The following is a 16,896-nucleotide window of genomic DNA, read 5'->3' as shown; positions in this document are numbered from 1 at the left end:
CAGCAATTGGGGCACGCCGCTGGCCGATCTGCGTGGGCGGCCTGTTTGCTGTGCACAGGGTGCGAAATGTGTAGCCACTACCAAGCCGTCAAGAACGCCGAGCGCCTTCGCAAGTACTTCGACGCTCACCGCCCCACCGTCGAGCTGCCCGCCGACATGTGGCCGCGTTACCAGGGGCTCTTCATACGCCGCCCCGTCGAATGGGATTCCGGCGACGAGGCCGTGCCGTCGCGCGAGGCCGTCGCGGGACGCTGGGGTCTGATCTCGGCGCGAACACATCCGGCGCAGTTGGATAAGGCCGGAAAGCTCTCGACGTTCAACGCCCGCAGCGAGAGCGCGGCCAAGTCCTTCACTTTCGGGAACGCCTGGCGCCGGGGGCAGCATTGCATCGTGCCGGCCGAGGCCGTATTTGAGCCAGACTGGCGCACCGGCAAGGCCGTGCCCACCCGCTTCACTCGCGCCGATGGCCACCCTCTTGGCGTGGCCGGGCTATGGGATCGGTATTGGAATTCCGCCGGCGAGCTGGTTGAGTCATTCACCATGCTCACCATCAACGCCGCCGATCACCCGCTGTTCCGCGAGTACCACAAGCCGAACGACGAGAAACGGATGGTCGTGATCCTGCCTGAGGCTGCCTACGGCGACTGGCTGGCGGCCGGGCCGCGGGAAGCCGGCGACCTCCTGATGGGCTATCCCGCCGATAAGTTGGTAGCTGCTGAGGCCGTCCCCAAACCATAGGCCGCGAGCCGGCGATATGCTGAATTTTCATCCAGTCTTCATCGCCATGCGGTTGCTGTACCCCGCCCCATCCGCCCCCATAGCTACTAGCAGCGCCTGCGCGAGAACGACTGGGACGAGTCAAATCAGTCCAGCCACCCAGTCACGCGCAAGGTTCCGGTGAGTGCATCACCCAGGTCCGCCCCGTCCTCGGCGGACCATTCAGCTAGAGCGGCCAAGTAGCCAAATTGAAGTTGTCGAGCCACTCGGGCGAATGGCTGACTCTGGCGCGCAGCACCGAGATTCACGCCCAGCAAAAGGCGTTGATACAGCGGCGCGAAGCTATTTGGGAACATCGCTTGCTCTGAATTCAACTGCTTGCAAAAGAAGCAATGCAGATAGGGCACAGCGTAATCCTCGTGCTCGGCCCACCAGGGCACGGTAGCCAACCATATCGCCTGAATGCGCGCACCTGCAGAGCCGCTCTCTTCCGCTGGCACCACCGCGGCTGCGAGCACATCGCTCAGACGTCGATCCACCCAGTGCCCGATCACGGCTTCCTTCAGTGGGAAGTGGTTGTACAGCCCCGCACGCGAGATCCCGGTCGCCCTTGCGATCTGTTCCATGGTCAAGGAGTCGAAATGCCCTCCTTGGGCTAACCCATGCGCGATGTCAGAAATATGGTCGCGCGCGATTTGCTGACGTAAGCCGCGACCGAAAGTATTACCCGGCTCCCTGTCCCGCCGTCCCCGGGGCGCTGACTCAACTCGGAAGCGATCCCGACTCACACCCGTCACCTCACCATCGACGATCCAGCGGGGTGGGCGCCCTCGGCCGGCCCAGGTTTGGCCCGACTCAGGATCGCGATACTGGGCAGCGACCCGCATCTCGTCGTGCAGATCCTCGTTGTACGCAGTGCGGATATCCTCAATGGAGATGTCGTGCGTGTCCATCAAGTCCAAAAGATGGGCGACCACGCGCATCCTGCGACCGGCGCGCTGCTCCGGAACTGCCTCTATTGCTTCCATACCTCACCCGCTAATCTGGCTGCACATCGTAGCCCTCACTGCCTCGCCTACGGACACGATCCCCCGAAAGGGTGATCCCCAGGGTCAGTCTACGCCTATCCGGCGGCAGAGAGCTAAAGTTAGCTAGCGGCGGCAGTGTTCGGGTTCCGGCGCACAACCAGCCTCTCGCGGCATGATGCCTGCCGGCTTCGAGGAACTCGAGAACCAACTCTACTACCAGGGATGGTGGTTGCGGTGGACCGGATCGGGATGATGCAACAGTTCGCAAGAAGGCTCGCAGACGTTTCGCCACCGCAGTACCGTTTTCCGAACGGCAGCAAGAATTACCGTCTGTCTCCACCGAGGACCAAGATGACGCCTACAGCCACACTCACCATGGTGATCTCTGGATACCAAGCGGCCGCCATTGGCGCCACGTGGGCTCATTGTAATAATTTCGATGAGACGGCCGCTGAGGAAACTGCCCAAGCTTGGTATGAGCAGACATCTCAGATGGAGCGATATCGCTCCACGTTGGAACAGCATCTCGCTGAAACCTTTCACGAGCAGGCCCACGTGAGGTAGGCCCTTTTATGCGAACTCCAACTCACTCAACGCGAGGTCGCCCGCAGCTTGCGCTGACGCGAACGTGGTGAACCGCTCGCGCGACTCCGCGATGGAATGAACTCGCCCGATATCCTCGTCGATCGTGAGGATGCGCCAGAAAAAGCTGATCGTATTGGGCTGGAGGATTTCGACTGTGCTGACGAAAGAAGTGCCGGGTGAAGCTTCATGGCTTTCCGATATAGGGACACCCCTACCATTCAGCGTATATCAGTGCCGGCCTGGGGATCCCGGAATATAAGTAAGTATCATGCCTCTATTAAACCCCTTCCACATTAAGAGCGCGGACATACCTCTGCAGGCCGCTCACTTGGTCCGCGAACCGCGCAGCATCTGCTCCCACCCGGCCAAGTCGTCGCCCAAGACTTTCAGCTCGGGCGAGACACTCTCCAAATAAGCCGATCCAGTCGGCACCGGCGCCATCAGCTCCTGGGCCGGTTGCGGCGGTCGCGGGCCGCCGCTGGGCGAGCTGCTTGAGCAGGCCGTCAATGCGCGCGACGTCAGCCCACCGCGATCGCGCTCGAGCGCGGCCAGCATAGCGCATGCTTCTTGCCACATTTCGATTGCATCGCTATAGCCCACACCGCCCCAGACTAACTCTGTAGCCCAGCAGATACCCAAGGGGACTGAATTTCAGGGACGGGGCCAACGTGGTGCTTATCCAGCAGTCCTCGCCATTTTTTATTTGCAACCAAGTAGCGATTGAACTGTTTCAATTAAAGCCTATGTCTACGGAGTCGGACGGGGTACTGTAGTCCAGCGGACCCGTCCATTCGAAGGGGGCCGCAACTGCGACTACGCACCTCATTTACCTAGCGGGAAATACGTCGACTTTTCGACGACGCGCGGGACCATCGACCGCGTACTCCTCTATCCCCGCCAAAACGACATTCAGTTCGACCTGGGGTGACAAATACGCGCTACCGCTCAGCCCCCGTCCTGAGCCAGGTTGCGCGATGCCACTTAGCATCAGGCCTTTGCCCGTTCCATTTTGGAGTGCGACGAAGGCGCTCGGCATGCGCACCCTCATTTTCCCGAATGAACCAAACATCGACAGAATGAGATATGCGGGCCGCCTTACAAGTGAGATTCAAAATGAATACAGGCACTGTCAAATGGTTCAATATTCAAAGTGGCTTCGGCTTCATCACGCCGGACGATGGCAGCAACGATCTCTTTGCACATAGTGCGAACATTGAAGACCCCGGCCGCCCACTCCTATACCAAAACCAGCGGGTAAGTTTCGACACGCAATTTTGCGATAGGGGTCCGTACGCCGTGCATATCCGCCCCTTCCGCGAGGCAGCTCGTTCGCGAACCTGGGCTAGCAATGAATCACTCACGTGATTGTATTGCTTACCTCAAACATTGGACTATCAAATGCACGCTGCTGAACAAGTGATTTCAGAAAGCCAGCAAGCCAGGAAGGTTGCCACCCTATGGGCGAACTCCAACCACATCGCCGTTTTGCCCTGTGTAACGTGCGCTCATCTGTGGTTCCGTCAGATGCTTCCTGTTAAAGAGAGAACGTGGCGATCTCTTGAGGCACACTTGCGTACCAAATTTCCTTCCAATTCAGCGCAGCCACACTGACGTCTCGCGCTGGAATGCGGCGCGCGCAGCTCACCAGGACCTCAATGCCCTTCCCCTTCATAAATTACATTACGACAGCCATTCAACAAGCGATCATGAAACGGATGGTTTGTCACGCCCCCGATGGCCTCTCCTCTCGTCAGAACTTACTCATCAAGTCGAGCAGTGCTCCTAACGACACTGCGACTAGAGAAGAAGCTGACCCGTGGACACCAGACAATTCTTACTACGCCGGCTAGATTTTTAGTTCGCAGACGGCCAAACAAGAAAACCTTAAAATAATCAGCAGCGCGCTGCTTGTTTCAATTGATCCGTTGGTTTGGCCTTCGATTCAGCGTAGTGTGAAAGTGTGGCATTTGCCACTCACAAAATACAGGTATTTATCATGACATTCCCTACACGTTTTGGCCCTTTGGAGTCTACGGATCAAGTCGACCCGAAGAATTCGGGTAACAGCCCGCAAGATCAAAAAACCCAAGAACAGCGCGAAGAGCAAGAGCGCAAGCGGGCGAAAGATGCAACGCAAAAGCAACGCCCTCAGCAATGAAGAGTATTGCATTTTCGCCGCAGCACTCTACCTGCGTGAACTGTAAAAGCTTGGCCTGAGACGGCCTAAAAAACGATCGCTGGCTTATCGCTTGGACGCGAGAGTCGGCGATGTTTTTTTTGGGGCTCAAGAAACAGCTGAAGGATCAAGTTGGATTTAAATTCCGCAGGGCCTCTTCACCTGCAGCTTTGGCCTCCGTCCAGCTTGAGTAGCGTCTTTTACTCTCTACTACCGAGTGCAGAACGCCACTCTTCTCATCGACAGTGACGATGCGCCAAATAGCGCTTAGTACGTCAAATTGGATGATCTCCAACGTACTGACTAACGTCGTTCCGGCGTGCTCTTTCATCATGAGTCCTGAGTATCAGTGGACCCGAAGAGGCGGCCGGCTGAGCGTTATGTTGTGAAGACTGGGGCGCGTACCCTAGGTTAACAGCAATTCTCATGCCAATCCGCGACGCTAAGCTGGGCGTGGCGTCTCTATCTAGGCCACGACTCCACCAAGGAGCGGTGCCGAGCAGCGCAAACTCCGTATTGGACAGCGAGCGCCATGTAGCTGCGCGCGAAGTCGTCCCAGCTATCGCTGGCCACTTCTGGCACCGGCTGGCACGGCTGGGCCAGGTTGGCCGGCAGAATTGGCCAGGCGGCCGGCTTCGTTGATGTGCTGCAGCCGGTTAGCGTCAATGCGGCAGCCAGCAGGCAAAGGGCTTTGGATTTCAACACGGGTGTACCTCTCGATGACCTTAGGCTCGGCGGCGCGCAGCTCGGCGACGGACGCCTCGAAGGTCGTGGCGATGCCGGCCAGGCGGCCGGTCTGGGTCTTGAACTCGTTCAGCTCGGCCAAGGCGTGGTCCGCGTTGGCCTTGGCCACGCCGGCGTCGTACCGGCCGGCGCCATACCAGCGCGCGCCGACGAGCACGGCCACGATGACGGCGGCACCGATCAGATACGGCCCAACTGCGCGGGCGATCATTGCAGCCCCGTCAGGCAGAGCCGCCGCTCGTCCAGGCGACGATTGCGCAGACCCTGCACGAATACCTTTTGCCCCTTCGGCCCGCTCACATACGACCACACGGGCGACCCGTCCGGCGCGTTCGCCAGCGCGTTGCACCCTTCAGCCAGCCGCCCGGCATTGATGAGACCCACCGCTCGGCTCGCGCAGGTCGACGGCACGCCCACGTTGTGCGCATGGCTGCTGAGCGCGTCGAAGATGGGTTGGCTGATGACCACGTTGATGCATTGGGCCAACTTGAGCTGGTCCTTCTCCACCACCATGCGCTCAACCTCAGCGCATCGCTCCGGCGACCAGTAATCACCCACCACCACGGGCGAGGGGCTCGTGTGTTTGGTGATGCCCTTGCACACGGTCGGCAAGCCTCCCGCCAGTCGATCGGCATACACGACGTTCTGGCCGGTCCCCTCCCAGCGACCGAGGAAGGTGCTGAGAGGATTCGAGAGCAGCGCCAGTGCGCCGGAGGCGACGAGCGCCGCAGCGCCACCCGCAATTTTGGTTCCAAGTTTCATCTGGTGCCTCAGTTCATTTGGGCTCGGAGCTGCGAGGCGCCCCGAAGACCTGTTCTACCTGCTTGCCGCCCACGAGCAGCTCCAGGATCGCGATGCGGTTGTCCATCTGGTACAGGTACTCGATGCGCTGGACGCCCCACCCCACCACGCCGATGCAGGAGAGGGCCAACGTCCCCAGCACCTTGTTCCAACGCTCCAGCGCGGTCACTCGCTTGTCCTGCAGCGCCAGCAGCGGCCCGCGCTGGTCGGAGATCGCGAAGAGCTGCCGTACCTTCTCGTCAATGTGGGCAAGGTCGCGCTGCATGCCGGTCACGATGAGGAGCGCCTGGCTGATCTGGGCCACCGAAGCCTTCATTTCCTTGATGTCCTCGGACTGATTCCCGACGCGCTCGATGAGCTGAGCCACCTGCGCCGCGGTCGGGATGTCCGGTGGAAGTTGTCGACGCTCAGTCACGTCTCGCTCCTATGGGCCAAAAAAAACCGCCCCGAAGGGCGGCATGGTTTGATGCAGCGGCGACGCTATGCGTCGGCGGGTTGCGGAAGGCCTTTCACGAAACGCTCGTCGTCGGTCGTCGGCGCGTTGAGGATCGAATCCGCCAGCGCCTCCGTCAGTTCCGGCACGGCCTCGGCGATGTAGGCGACGAGCTGGCCGACGTCGGTCCGCTTGAGATCGATGTACTGGCGGATCTGCGTGTCGCGGACCATGGCCTGGATCGTCGGGTCGGCGCGCGCGAGTACTGCGATTTTGGCGCCGGCAAACCGATCGTAGAACGCCCCCACACCGATCCACCAATACCGCCCATCCACCACGGTGTCCCAGGTGAACAGCGGGGTGGCGATCTCCTCGAAGCGATCGGGAAAATGAACCTGGACGAAGGCCAAGTCAGCCACGATCGTATTGATGTGGGCGCCTTGCTCATCGAAGATCTTGAACGTAGGCATTACAGCTCCATAATCATGACGAAGGCGGCACCGCCTTTCCCCGACGCGAACGAAGAGCCGTTGATACTTCCGCTCTCGCTGCCCACATGGATGGCGGCACCGCCCCCACCCGCACCAAAACCTGCATCTGCACCCAGCGTTGAGGTAGAGGTGTTACGGCCAGTAGCCGCAAGTCCCCCGCCGCCCGCCATCGGCCCACTTTTAAAACCAGTGACCGAGGAATTTGACTGTGACGAGTTAGTGGCAAGCCCCCCCACTGCTCCACCTGGGGACGTTGAAAAGTCCAATGCCCCCGCGACCGGAACGCTGGTGTATCCAGCGCCTCCATTCCCAAACAAATTGAACAGGAATTGGCTCAGATTGAACGGGCTTAGGGAAGGTGCTGCTACCGGGCTCGTCGAGGTGTTCCCGAAGATATCCGGACCAGCACCGCTGCTTCCTTCTCCAGTGCCACGCCCGCCCATACCACCACCACCTGTGGCGCGATTTCCGGGAGAGGTTGTGACGACATCGGCCGATCCGCCCCCTGGTGAACCACCTCCCGTGGCGACACCGACAACATTGGACCCCGCCGAGACGGAGAGTGTCACGCTTCCCGTTTTAAGGTCTGTTTCAGATCGGCCTATTACATTCGGCGCGGTACCGCCCGTAGCGACCACACGTACTGTGCTTCCACCGGAACCAGATACGTCAATGTCTCCACTCCTTCCAGCCTTCTGAGGGGTATACGAGAGGCCAGTTGCAGTACCGGGCTGTGCACCAGTCAGAGTGGAACTCATCAGGGTGCCTTTTCCACCCTCTCCCCCTCCCAAGGTGATCAGAGGTCGACTACCGATCTGAATGGTGGTCGTACCGCCTGCAATGCCGTTTATTCCTTGGCTCGTCGTGTTAGAAACCGGATTGACCGCGCTCCCGGCCGCACCAACTACTACGGTGACGGTCGTGCCAGCGGTGAGCCAGTAAACATCCTTCATGTCCGCACCGGCTGCCCCACCCGTAGCCAAACACGAGAGTACGGCGCTACCGCGGAGGAGAGCCAAACCGCCAGACCCACCTGCCCCCACTCCGACGATTTGATACCAGCCATCGCGCGGAATAACGAGCTGGTCAGATGACCAGAAGATGCGGCTAAGGATCGGTGTAGCAGGCGGCTTGTTGCTCTGAGAGCCGCTGGCACCGCCGAAAAATTGACTGAGAAGGCTCATCGTGCGACCCATCCACGAGTGACATTGAACGAAACCTCAAGAGAGGCGTTTTTGAAATCAAGGCCCATGTTTTCGGCCAGGCCCATGATGAGTTGCCCATTGCGCTGGAGTTGGGGCGGGCTGTCCGACCAGCTGCCCGTCATATCGGTCAGCCAGAACCGGTCCCCGTCAGCCGGCGCCGTCGGGCAAACCATGACCGAGACCGCTCCGGGGAGGGAGAACACGGCGTAGCTCTTGCCCCGCTCCAGCTGATGCGGACCCACGCCGCTGATGGGCGTGAAGCCCTGGCGCTTCAGCTGGGCGAACTCGGCAAAGCGCTTTTCCAGTTCAATGGATGAGTAGGTCTTGTCCTTGAGTGCCTCCTGGTCATTAATGAGCGCGCCCACGACGGCCTCCTCCGCCGCCTCGGCCGCCAGCTCGGCCCGCGTTGCCTGTTGGCCTGCGGCGGTTGCGGCATTCACGGCCGCCGTCGCCGCGTTGTTCGCGGTGTTAGCCGCGCCAGCCGCGGAGGACGCTGCATCGTTCGCGTTCCCCGCATGCACGCCGGCCTGGTTGCGAGCACTCTGTGCCGCCGAGCGCGCCGTCTGCGCCTCGTCGCGTGCGGTGCCGGCGGCGGCCTTCGCCTCGTCGGCCGACTCGACGTCTGCCTGCATCTGCGCGAGCGTCGCCACCACCTCTTCGAGGAAGTCGTTGATGAGCGGGAAGAACCAGGTGGTGTACCCGTAGCCGCGCATGTCGCGCTCGGACGTCCCATCGTCGCTGTAGGTATTGCCGTTGACAGTGGCTTGCGTCATCGCGCTTCCTTGATCTCGTAGCCGGTGGAGTTCGCACCGAAATGGGGGTATGTGATCGGGTTGAGCTTGCTCAGACGCCCGAGGAAAGAGGTGCGCAAAAGATTCTCCGAGTCATCGGGATTGAGGAAGAAGAGCAGCTGCTGATCGACGCCCAGCACGCGGTGCATCTCCAGCACGCGGGTCATCGCCTCCTCGCGCGTGACGCGGGCCAGTTCGAAGGTCACCGAGCGCAGGCCCTCGCGCCGGTCGAAATACTCGGTGCCGTCCACCGCGCGGTCCGAGCTCGACTCGGTGCCCCACTGGAGGCTCGCGCCGTAGCTCGCGTTGAACTTCGGTTGCCAGCGGTCGCCCACGTACAGCCGCCCGATCTCGATGTAGCCGTCCTGGTTCGTGTGATCGTCGATTTCGATGCGCAGGTATCGGCCGAACGTCGAGCCCGCCTGCAGCATCACAGACAGCGACGGGTAGCCGCGGCGGTAGCGCTCGCTGAGCATGCCGTCCCACCAGTTGGGCGAGCCCCAGGGGACATTGCCCCACGGGTACACCCGATTCCAGGCCGGCCGCCAGCCACTGTCGTAAAACGAGGTGGCGAAGTCAGGCACGCCCGAGATCCGCACGCGCCAGCGCGCGCCCAGCGACAGGTTATGCCGCACGAGCGCGACGCCCGCGACCGCCTGGGCTTCGCCGAGGTCGACGTCGAATGCGGTATCCGCCGGCGCCACGGTCGCTGAGCGTGCCACGCGCGACAGTCGCGGATCCTGCATGGCCGCCAACGGCGTGCGCCAGGCCGCTCCGGCCGTGCTGACCGTGCCCCTGTCGCTGTAGCAGGGGTAGATAAAAGTCACATTGCCCACGTCATCCCCACAGGGTCAGTTCGGCTACCCCGCTCGAGTAGCCCGCATCGATTCCGGTCACGACCATGGCCTTGCCGTTCAGGCCGTATCGGCCATACTCCAGCGCCACCACGTCGGACAGGTCCACGTCGCCCAGCTGGGACACGGGCACCTGCACCGCTACCAGGTGACGCCGCACCGAATGCAGCGCGAACATGCGCGCGGCTTCGGCCTCGGCGTCGGCCTGGGCGTGCAGCTGGGTGTCCAGCGTCAGCTCGTCTGCGCTCGGCCAGGGCGTGCGAATGGCCTCGTCCTTCACCTCGGCCGTTCGGTACTCCTCGGCCAACCAGCTGACACGCGCTGGTGTGGCCTGCACCGAGGTGGCGAGCCGCGTCTGTACGGTGTAGTTGCGGCCCCACCGCAGCGAGACCCGCCAGGCCGGAGTGAGCGACGTTCTGATCTCGCACGAGACGAGCGCCGACCGGTCCCACGTTGCCGCCGGCGTGCCGCTGGGCGCCGTGAGGATGCCCATGCGCAGCACGCCGAAGCGATCGAAGGCGTACCAGGCGCCCACCGATGCGGCCACCGCGTCCATCAGCGCCCGAGGCGCGGCTTCCGAGTCGGCATACACACCGACTGGCGCCGCGTTCATCAGCACGTCCGACGAGATGTCGGCCGGTGCCAGCCCGCCGTCCTGCGCGATCTGGCGCAGCAGCTGCGTCGGCCGCACCTCAGCCGTCGCCGCATCTGCCGTCACAACGCCCGCCGGCGCGCTCGCCAAACGGAAGTACCCCTGATAAGTGCGGAACTGGCCGGCTGCCGGCGGCGTCGCCTCCAAGTCAGTCGCGCTCGCATAGTCCGCGCCACGGGTGAGCGATACGCCCTCGTCATAAACCGCGCTGACCACGCACGCCTGATCGCTCACCTGGTAGATGCGCTTCGACGCGTTCACGAGCTTGCCCTGCACATTGGCGACGCGGCCGTATACGCGTGGCTTCACTTGGCCTTTCAAATCGTCCGCGGTGCCTTCCAGCCCGTTGGGCGCCACATTCGTGCCCGCATAGGTCGGGCGGTCCCATTTATCGAGATCCGCCAGGCGGTCCTTGATCTGCAGCTGCAGCACCGATCGGCTCACCGTCACGCCGCCCAACGTGCCCGACATGATGACGACCCAGTCGGCATACCGCGCCGTCCACTCGCCCGAGCGCACAGTGAAGCGGCGACCGTCGAAGGCGTATGCCGTCACCAGGTCGTCCAGCGCACCGTCCGTGTTGGCCAGCTCCACACTGCCCGTGCTGGCACGGCTGGCGCCGTACACGGCCGCCCCCTCGAAGATCACGCGGCCAAGCCCCGGCACCCGTTTGATGCGCGGCTCGAAATACACGTTGGCCGGCGTGTCGTCCGGCCGAGTCGTGTGCCCCTCCGTCGCAAGATAGAGGGTCCGCACCTCGCCACTGGCAAGGTGCAGCGCCTCAACTTCAATCGCAACTGCCATACGGCGTCCTCCTATGCCGGCAACAGCCGCGACTTGCCGCGCCGGATCTCTTCGGTCTGCTCGGACATGAGTCGCTCGTCCTGATCAGCGATGGCGGCCTGCTGGGCGATTTGTGCGCCCTGCATCCTCACCACCTCGGCCAGCTGACGCGTCACATCTTCAAGCTGGCGGCGCAGTGACTCGATTTCCCCACGATCGTCCGCGCTCGAACGTAGCGCGGCCATGAGGGCCCGGTTATCCGCCGCAGGGATGATTCGCTCCCCCTGGTGGATCTGAGCCGTCATGTCATACGGCACGAAGTTCGTCCCGATCGCGAAGGAGCGCCCTTCCTTGCGGCCGTACTTCTCGAAGTGCATGCGCGCGAAATCGGCTGCCGACCCCGCGTATCCGGCCTCCTTCTCGCGAAGGTAGGCCTGATAGACGTCCGGGTTGCTGTTCAGATAACGCTGAGCGTCGCTGGCCTGCGCCACCGGCGCGCCGGCACGCTGTTCGGCGAAGCCGTAGTTCTCGAAGTGGAACCGCGCGAACTCGGCCATGCTCATGCCGCCCGAGTCCGCCTTGAACGCGGCGAGCACGTCCGGGTTGAGCGTCATGTAGTTCCGCCCGTCGCCAAACGCCTTCAGGTACGCCAGAACAGCGTCCGCCAAGGTCATCATGGTTTCGTCCAGGCTCAGGATCCCATCGGCCTGGCGCTGCAGGGCGGTCAGCTGTTGCTTGGCGAGCGTCAGCTGGCTACTCGCCGCCGCACGAGCCGTCACCAAGTCAGCCTGCACCTTCGCGAAATCGGCCGCGTAGTCACCAGACGAGGCATTCCAGTTACGGGAGGCTTCCAAGAACTCCTGGGCAGCCGATGTCAGTTGCCCTTGAGCGTCGGTGTCACCGGCGCGCGCTTTCGCGAGCGTGTCCTCGTATTGCTTTCGCGCCAACGCCAGCTTTTGGCCGTTGTCCAGCGGTGAAAGGTTGCCGAGCGACAGCGAATCCAGATAGGTGCCCAGCGAGCGGAAGTAGGATTCGGCCTTGTTGATCCGGTCTTGCAGCAGGGCCGACTCGCGGTCGTACGCGGCTCTCACATTGCCGAGCAACGAGTCATACAACCCCATTGCGCTCTGCCGAGAGGCCTGGGCCTGCTCCTCCAAAGCTCGCGTGTAGGTCGCAAACGCATCGCTCGTCTGAAGCAGTGCCAAGTAGGCCTTGCGTCCCGAATCAGTGGTCATGTCCTGCGCATCGACCAGCTGGCGATACGCCTCGATGGTCTTCGGTACGGCAAGACCCACAGCACCGAGCGCAACTTCCATGTTCGACATGGCCTGCGCGCGCTTTTCCTCCTCCGAGTAGAAGTTTTCGAAGTACGACTGCTGAAGCGCGGCCAGGCCTTCCAACCCGCCAACCGCCGAAGTCAGCTCGACCAGGGCCGCGGTCGCATCGAAGGACAGGTCACGCAGGTTCTTGAACGGCAGGCCATTCAGCCCCTCGCGCAGCTGGTTGACGCCCGCAATCGTCTGCTGGACCTGCGCCACCAGCGCCTGCGCCTGCTCAGACGACAGCGCGTCAGCATCGACGCCGGCAACCATATTGCGGATGATGTCGGGAAACTCGTCTGCGCCCGCCTGCCAGGCCTGGATGATGGTCTGATAAACGTCGGTGGTCAGCCACGCCAGCATCTCTTCCATGTCGCCGGAGCGCTCGCCGAATCCCTGCCCCTTCTTCTGGGTGCCAAAATCGCGGTCGGCGCCGGACACGCCCGTGAGGCTTCCGCCCGACGACGTGCCGCCTCGCCCCTTCTCCGACGTCTCCGCACGCGCCGAGAAGAACGTCAGCTGCGCGCTCGACCCGACGCCTTCGAAAGCGCTGTTAATCGACTTCACCGCGCCGTTGATGATGTCGCCGACGTATTTGTCGACCTCGGCGCCCGGGTCTCCATCCTTCCACCCTTGACGAGCTGGCGTCTGGGACCCAGCGTCCCACATGTAGAAGCCGCCCTTGCGCGACTCAGCACTGCCGATGATCGACCCAAGAGCGGCACCGGCTACCGCGCCGAGAGCTGCACCGATGGGGCCGCCGTAGGCGCCATACGTCGCGCCATACGTCGCGCCGGCCGCCGCGCCTAGGCCCCCGCCCGTGCTGGACTGGCCCTTGTTGCCGAAGAGGGCACCGCCAAGATAGCTGCCGGCAATGCCATACCCCGCGGCGGCGAGCCCCGAGATGCCATTGCTGGACACGGCGCCCATGGCACCGGGCTGCGCGGCGGACGTCCCCACGGAGTTGGTGAACAGGTCCAGCGATCCGAATGCGTTGCCAGCCCCTCCAATGGTCACGCCATTACCAACCGAGGTTACCGGTCCGCTGAACAGGTTGTAGACGTACGAACCAGCGCTTGAGAGCTCGGACGTCAGGCCCTTCGAGCCCAACTGGCTACCGAGGCTGCTCAGTAGTCCACCTCCCGAGCCTTGGGCCGCCGGGGCACCCACGAATGCAGACGCCGCCCCCTGAACAATCGGCTGGATCAGCGGGCGCAGCACCAGCGTCGCAAACATGTTTTTAGCGTGTCGCGGAAGTTCTCCGCGAACGACTTGCCCGACTCGAACCCTCGCAACAGCGCGTCGGTCAACGACTGCTCGATCTGGTCGCTGGCGCGACGCCATTCGCGCGTCGCCTCCTCGACGGCCTTCTTCTGCGCGTCCAGGATGCCCTTTTCCGCCAAAGTGGCCTGAAGCCGCTTACGCGCCTCGATCTCTCTGTCGATCTGCTCGACCAGCCGCTCCGACCCTTCGAAGCCTGCGAGGACCGCGCGCTGTTCCTGCAAGCGCGCGAGTTCCATCGCTTCGACAGCGGCCTTTCCCAGGCCGTACATGGCCACCTCATCCTCAACCGCGATTGCCTTGTCGTTGATCCCGGCAATCTCGCGCTGGCGATCCTGATACTCCTTCTCGCGCGTCTTGAGGAACTCTTCTTGCAGGTCATTGGCGCGAATGAGCACGCCCAGCTCTTCAGCTGCCGCTTTGGCCGACTGCAGCGAGGCTTTTGTCTTCGCGTCTGTTGCTGTCTTGAGCTTCTCCGCGTAGGTGAGCGCTTGGCGCTCACCCTCATTGAGTTGCGTGGTCTGGTAGACAGTCTGCGCAAGCGCGTCAGTGCGCTCACGCTCGGCCCGCGTCTTCGCCGCCAGCTGGGCCAGCTCGTTCAAAGATCCGCCGGTTACACCACCGGTCGCCGCCTTCTCTTTGAACTTGTCGTCGATGCCCTTGAGGTTCTCTTTATGCTTCGCGTAGAGCTTTTCGTACTCGGATGTGCCTTCCCGCAGGTTCTTGATCAAACCGGCGAACTTCTTCTTCTCCTCTTCCGTTTCCTTCGCGCGTTGAGACGTCTTCGAGGCATACGTCATGTCGGACATGTACGCCGTCTGCTTCTCAGCGAGATCCAGCGCCGCCTTACGGTCCTTGTCCGCCTGCACCTCGGCGACACCGGCAGCTGCCTTGGCCTGCAAAGCCGCAAGCTCTTGGAGAGATGCGTCGTAGGCTGCTTGCTCCTTCCGCGAGATCTTCACGTCGGGCCCTTGGCCCAGAGCCAAGCGCATGTTCTCCGCCCTGGCTCGAACATCGCGCTCCTTCTTTGCAATCACGTCATCGAGCGTGTCTTGACGCCCGATGTTCAGCATGGCGTCCCAGGTGCCAGTCGCAGCAGACTTAACGCCCAGCCAGGCCCGCTCCAGGTAGCCCAGGTTTTGAACGATCTGGGGCGATCGGGTCATCAGCGCCTCGGCGTAGGTGCGCTGCGCAAGCGCACCCGCCTCCGCCGCCTTCCCTTGACGATCCAACGCGACGATCTGGGCGTAAACGCTCTCAGTCAGGAAATTCATTCCCTGATTCAGCTTGAGCGTGGCTTCAACCGGCGCTTTCCCGATCTCCTCGAAAGCCTTGACCGTATCCTCAGCCGCGGCCCCCGTCGCTTTCTCCCACTGCACTGCCGCAGCAGACAGCTGAACAAAGTTATCGGCCCCCACTTTCGTCGTACGCGCGAACTGCTCGAGAACCGCCGACGCGCGGCCCTGCGTTCCGGCGATCCCAGCGACCGAGCGCGACATCGAGGTGAGCTGACCAGTGGTCACCCCGGCCTGATTGCCCGTTTCGATCAAAGTTCGTGCGAACTTTTGGGATTCGCTTGCGCCCTGGCTGTATGCCACGTACAGCGTGCCGATTGCCGCTGCGGCGAGCGTGAACGGATTGATCAGGCCCGACACGTACCCGCCCATGGCACGCGCGGCCGGTCCGATGCCGCCGAACATGTCCTTGAGCTGGCCGCCTTGCTGCATCAACACGGTCATCGGACGCTGGCCGCCCTGAAGCGACACGACGATGTCGGTGAATTGGGCAGGTAGACCTCGCGTGGCCGCGGCCAGGGCCTTACTCGACATGCCCAGGTCTTCGAAGGCGGGCGCCGCCGAACGCGCGGCCGCCGCCGCCAGGTCTTGCTTGGCCTTGACCGCGTCGAGAGCACGCAGGCTCGGCTCGATCGCCTGCAGAGAGACGCCACGCTGGGACGCCATCGCCTCGAAGTACTTGCGCGTGCCAGTGGCGCCCGCTTCCGCGACCGCCGTGGTGCGCTGGATCGAGTTGATGATCGACCGCGTCGAACGATCGACCTCCTTCGCTGCCGGGTCTGCACCCTCGCCAATCTTCTGGATGCCCTTGCCGGCCGCCTCTCCGGCCGCCGCGATGTCCTTCGCGGCGTTACGGACGTCCTGCTTGATCTGCTCGAGCCCAGGTTTCACCTGCGAGCCATCCACCGCGAAGCTTAGCTGCGCCTTGCGATCTTCAGTTGCCATTTGGGTAAATCCAGGTGATTGCGGGGCGGAGCGCCCTATCGTTTCGACGCAGCCGCCGCAGCTGCCGCTTTCTCGCGCTGCTCGCGCTCTTCATTCATGACTTGAAGCGCCTCGGCCTCCATGACCCGAACGTCCGCGTCGATCTGCTCGCGCACGTCGCCCTCGATCAGCATGCGGTCGAGCCTGAGCAGCAGCACGTTGTGATCAAGACCCGTGGGGCCGCAGGCCCCTATGCGCCATTGGCTTCCGAGGGATCGAAAGAGGTCAAACGCCGATTCGTTCTCCGGCCAGACCTCGGTCTCCTCATGGGCGTAGTCGGAGGGTTTGAAGCCCCACGCTGCCATTTCCTCTGCGGAGGTTGGCGTCTCGTACAAGGCCCGAGCCGCTGCCCTCAGTTTCCCAGGCGCCCCTCGACAATTCCGAGCTGGTAGGCATGGGCGATCGCGGCCCCTGCGGCGGGCAGCTCGTCGGCCAGTTGCTCCACCGATTCCGACGTCAGGTCAGCCTCGACGTCCCAGCCCTCCAGGATCTGGAGGAGGTGTTCCGCATTCTTCTTGTTCACGCCGCCGTAAAAGTCGGACAGCGAGAACGGCTTCTCGGTGTCCACTGCGGCGCCGACATTGGCACCCAGCTTGTCGAGCAGCTCGCCGAACTCGGTTTTCGTGCGGTACTTGAACACGCAGTTGATGACGCCTTCAGTTCCATCGAGCATCGGGAAGGTGACTTTGCGGGTGAACGACTTCGGGCGTTTGCCCAGGACGATTTTGGCCATTTGATTTGATCCGGGTGTGTACGA

The 16,896-nt window shown here is 62.5% G+C and carries 17 protein-coding genes; 3 read left to right on the top strand and 14 right to left on the bottom strand.

The window, feature by feature from the left end:
• Positions 1 to 66 precede the first annotated feature (66 nt).
• On the top strand, positions 67 to 738 hold the full coding sequence (locus CEK29_RS07130; protein ID WP_094857695.1) for an SOS response-associated peptidase: 672 nt from the start codon (positions 67 to 69) through the stop codon (positions 736 to 738).
• A 125-nt stretch (positions 739 to 863) separates the two neighbouring features.
• On the opposite strand, the gene CEK29_RS23445 is transcribed toward CEK29_RS07130, so the two are convergent.
• Together CEK29_RS23445 and CEK29_RS07115 are read right to left on the bottom strand one after the other, a co-directional pair.
• Positions 864 to 1,745, bottom strand: coding sequence for an H-NS family nucleoid-associated regulatory protein (locus CEK29_RS23445; protein WP_141218314.1), 882 nt, complete (start codon positions 1,743 to 1,745; stop codon positions 864 to 866).
• A 909-nt stretch (positions 1,746 to 2,654) separates the two neighbouring features.
• Complete coding sequence (locus tag CEK29_RS07115; RefSeq protein WP_094857693.1) at positions 2,655 to 2,885, bottom strand: hypothetical protein; 231 nt, start codon at positions 2,883 to 2,885, stop codon at positions 2,655 to 2,657.
• 528 nt (positions 2,886 to 3,413) lie between these two features.
• On the opposite strand from CEK29_RS07115, the gene CEK29_RS07110 reads away from it, so the two are divergent.
• A complete protein-coding gene (locus tag CEK29_RS07110; protein ID WP_440588310.1) occupies positions 3,414 to 3,695 on the top strand; it encodes a cold-shock protein in 282 nt (93 codons plus the stop codon).
• 631 nt (positions 3,696 to 4,326) lie between these two features.
• The gene (locus CEK29_RS23830; protein WP_176456847.1) at positions 4,327 to 4,488 is read left to right on the top strand and encodes a hypothetical protein; all 162 of its coding nucleotides are present in this window, start codon (positions 4,327 to 4,329) and stop codon (positions 4,486 to 4,488) included.
• Between the two features lie 480 nt (positions 4,489 to 4,968).
• Here the strand turns inward: CEK29_RS23830 and CEK29_RS24205 are convergent, their stop codons facing one another.
• The 12 genes from CEK29_RS24205 to CEK29_RS07055 form a co-directional block, all read right to left on the bottom strand.
• Positions 4,969 to 5,121 (bottom strand): hypothetical protein, encoded by a 153-nt coding sequence (locus tag CEK29_RS24205; RefSeq protein ID WP_440588315.1) that lies wholly within the window; start codon positions 5,119 to 5,121, stop codon positions 4,969 to 4,971.
• On the bottom strand, positions 5,066 to 5,461 hold the full coding sequence (locus CEK29_RS07105; protein ID WP_094857692.1) for a hypothetical protein: 396 nt from the start codon (positions 5,459 to 5,461) through the stop codon (positions 5,066 to 5,068). Before CEK29_RS07105 ends, CEK29_RS24205 begins: the two co-directional genes overlap by 56 nt.
• Positions 5,458 to 6,012: a lysozyme gene (locus CEK29_RS07100; protein ID WP_094857691.1), complete on the bottom strand. Its 555-nt coding sequence runs from the start codon at positions 6,010 to 6,012 to the stop codon at positions 5,458 to 5,460. The genes CEK29_RS07105 and CEK29_RS07100 overlap by 4 nt, the downstream gene beginning before the upstream one ends.
• 13 nt (positions 6,013 to 6,025) lie before the next feature.
• Complete coding sequence (locus tag CEK29_RS07095; protein WP_094857690.1) at positions 6,026 to 6,466, bottom strand: hypothetical protein; 441 nt, start codon at positions 6,464 to 6,466, stop codon at positions 6,026 to 6,028.
• 65 nt (positions 6,467 to 6,531) lie between these two features.
• On the bottom strand, positions 6,532 to 6,954 hold the full coding sequence (locus CEK29_RS07090; protein WP_094857689.1) for a hypothetical protein: 423 nt from the start codon (positions 6,952 to 6,954) through the stop codon (positions 6,532 to 6,534).
• 1,201 nt (positions 6,955 to 8,155) lie between these two features.
• Positions 8,156 to 8,953 (bottom strand): hypothetical protein, encoded by a 798-nt coding sequence (locus CEK29_RS07085; RefSeq protein ID WP_094857688.1) that lies wholly within the window; start codon positions 8,951 to 8,953, stop codon positions 8,156 to 8,158.
• Positions 8,950 to 9,798, bottom strand: a complete 849-nt coding sequence (locus CEK29_RS07080) for a hypothetical protein (protein WP_141218313.1) — start codon at positions 9,796 to 9,798, stop codon at positions 8,950 to 8,952. The genes CEK29_RS07085 and CEK29_RS07080 overlap by 4 nt, the downstream gene beginning before the upstream one ends.
• Positions 9,799 to 9,808: 10 nt before the next feature.
• On the bottom strand, positions 9,809 to 11,281 hold the full coding sequence (locus tag CEK29_RS07075) for a hypothetical protein (protein WP_094857686.1): 1,473 nt from the start codon (positions 11,279 to 11,281) through the stop codon (positions 9,809 to 9,811).
• 11 nt (positions 11,282 to 11,292) lie between these two features.
• The gene (locus CEK29_RS07070) at positions 11,293 to 13,815 is read right to left on the bottom strand and encodes a hypothetical protein (RefSeq protein WP_094857685.1); all 2,523 of its coding nucleotides are present in this window, start codon (positions 13,813 to 13,815) and stop codon (positions 11,293 to 11,295) included.
• Positions 13,785 to 16,100, bottom strand: a complete 2,316-nt coding sequence (locus CEK29_RS07065; protein ID WP_094857684.1) for a phage tail length tape measure family protein — start codon at positions 16,098 to 16,100, stop codon at positions 13,785 to 13,787. The genes CEK29_RS07070 and CEK29_RS07065 overlap by 31 nt, the downstream gene beginning before the upstream one ends.
• 35 nt (positions 16,101 to 16,135) lie before the next feature.
• A complete protein-coding gene (locus CEK29_RS07060; RefSeq protein ID WP_094857683.1) occupies positions 16,136 to 16,444 on the bottom strand; it encodes a DUF1799 domain-containing protein in 309 nt (102 codons plus the stop codon).
• A gap of 47 nt (positions 16,445 to 16,491) precedes the next feature.
• The gene (locus tag CEK29_RS07055) at positions 16,492 to 16,872 is read right to left on the bottom strand and encodes a phage tail assembly chaperone (RefSeq protein WP_094857682.1); all 381 of its coding nucleotides are present in this window, start codon (positions 16,870 to 16,872) and stop codon (positions 16,492 to 16,494) included.
• Between the last annotated feature and the right edge of the window lie 24 nt (positions 16,873 to 16,896).

It is taken from the genome of Bordetella genomosp. 5, assembly GCF_002261475.1.
Classification (GTDB): domain Bacteria; phylum Pseudomonadota; class Gammaproteobacteria; order Burkholderiales; family Burkholderiaceae_B; genus Bordetella.
The sequence above is the reverse complement of the archived record's forward strand: the minus strand, read 5'-3'. Positions and strand labels throughout refer to the sequence as shown.

Bases quoted from the DNA above. Each gene is read 5' to 3' on its own strand.
- CEK29_RS23830 (WP_176456847.1), top strand. From the start codon at position 4,327: ATGACATTCCCTACACGTTTTGGCCCTTTGGAGTCTACGGATCAAGTC.
- CEK29_RS07110 (WP_440588310.1), top strand. From the start codon at position 3,414: ATGCGGGCCGCCTTACAAGTGAGATTCAAAATGAATACAGGCACTGTC.
- CEK29_RS07100 (WP_094857691.1), bottom strand. From the start codon at position 6,012: ATGAAACTTGGAACCAAAATTGCGGGTGGCGCTGCGGCGCTCGTCGCC.
- CEK29_RS07070 (WP_094857685.1), bottom strand. From the start codon at position 13,815: ATGTTTGCGACGCTGGTGCTGCGCCCGCTGATCCAGCCGATTGTTCAG.
- CEK29_RS07115 (WP_094857693.1), bottom strand. From the start codon at position 2,885: ATGCTGGCCGCGCTCGAGCGCGATCGCGGTGGGCTGACGTCGCGCGCA.
- CEK29_RS23445 (WP_141218314.1), bottom strand. From the start codon at position 1,745: ATGGAAGCAATAGAGGCAGTTCCGGAGCAGCGCGCCGGTCGCAGGATG.
- CEK29_RS07075 (WP_094857686.1), bottom strand. From the start codon at position 11,281: ATGGCAGTTGCGATTGAAGTTGAGGCGCTGCACCTTGCCAGTGGCGAG.
- CEK29_RS07055 (WP_094857682.1), bottom strand. From the start codon at position 16,872: ATGGCCAAAATCGTCCTGGGCAAACGCCCGAAGTCGTTCACCCGCAAA.
- CEK29_RS07130 (WP_094857695.1), top strand. From the start codon at position 67: ATGTGTAGCCACTACCAAGCCGTCAAGAACGCCGAGCGCCTTCGCAAG.
- CEK29_RS07060 (WP_094857683.1), bottom strand. From the start codon at position 16,444: ATGGCAGCGTGGGGCTTCAAACCCTCCGACTACGCCCATGAGGAGACC.
- CEK29_RS07105 (WP_094857692.1), bottom strand. From the start codon at position 5,461: ATGATCGCCCGCGCAGTTGGGCCGTATCTGATCGGTGCCGCCGTCATC.
- CEK29_RS07065 (WP_094857684.1), bottom strand. From the start codon at position 16,100: ATGGCAACTGAAGATCGCAAGGCGCAGCTAAGCTTCGCGGTGGATGGC.
- CEK29_RS07090 (WP_094857689.1), bottom strand. From the start codon at position 6,954: ATGCCTACGTTCAAGATCTTCGATGAGCAAGGCGCCCACATCAATACG.
- CEK29_RS07085 (WP_094857688.1), bottom strand. From the start codon at position 8,953: ATGACGCAAGCCACTGTCAACGGCAATACCTACAGCGACGATGGGACG.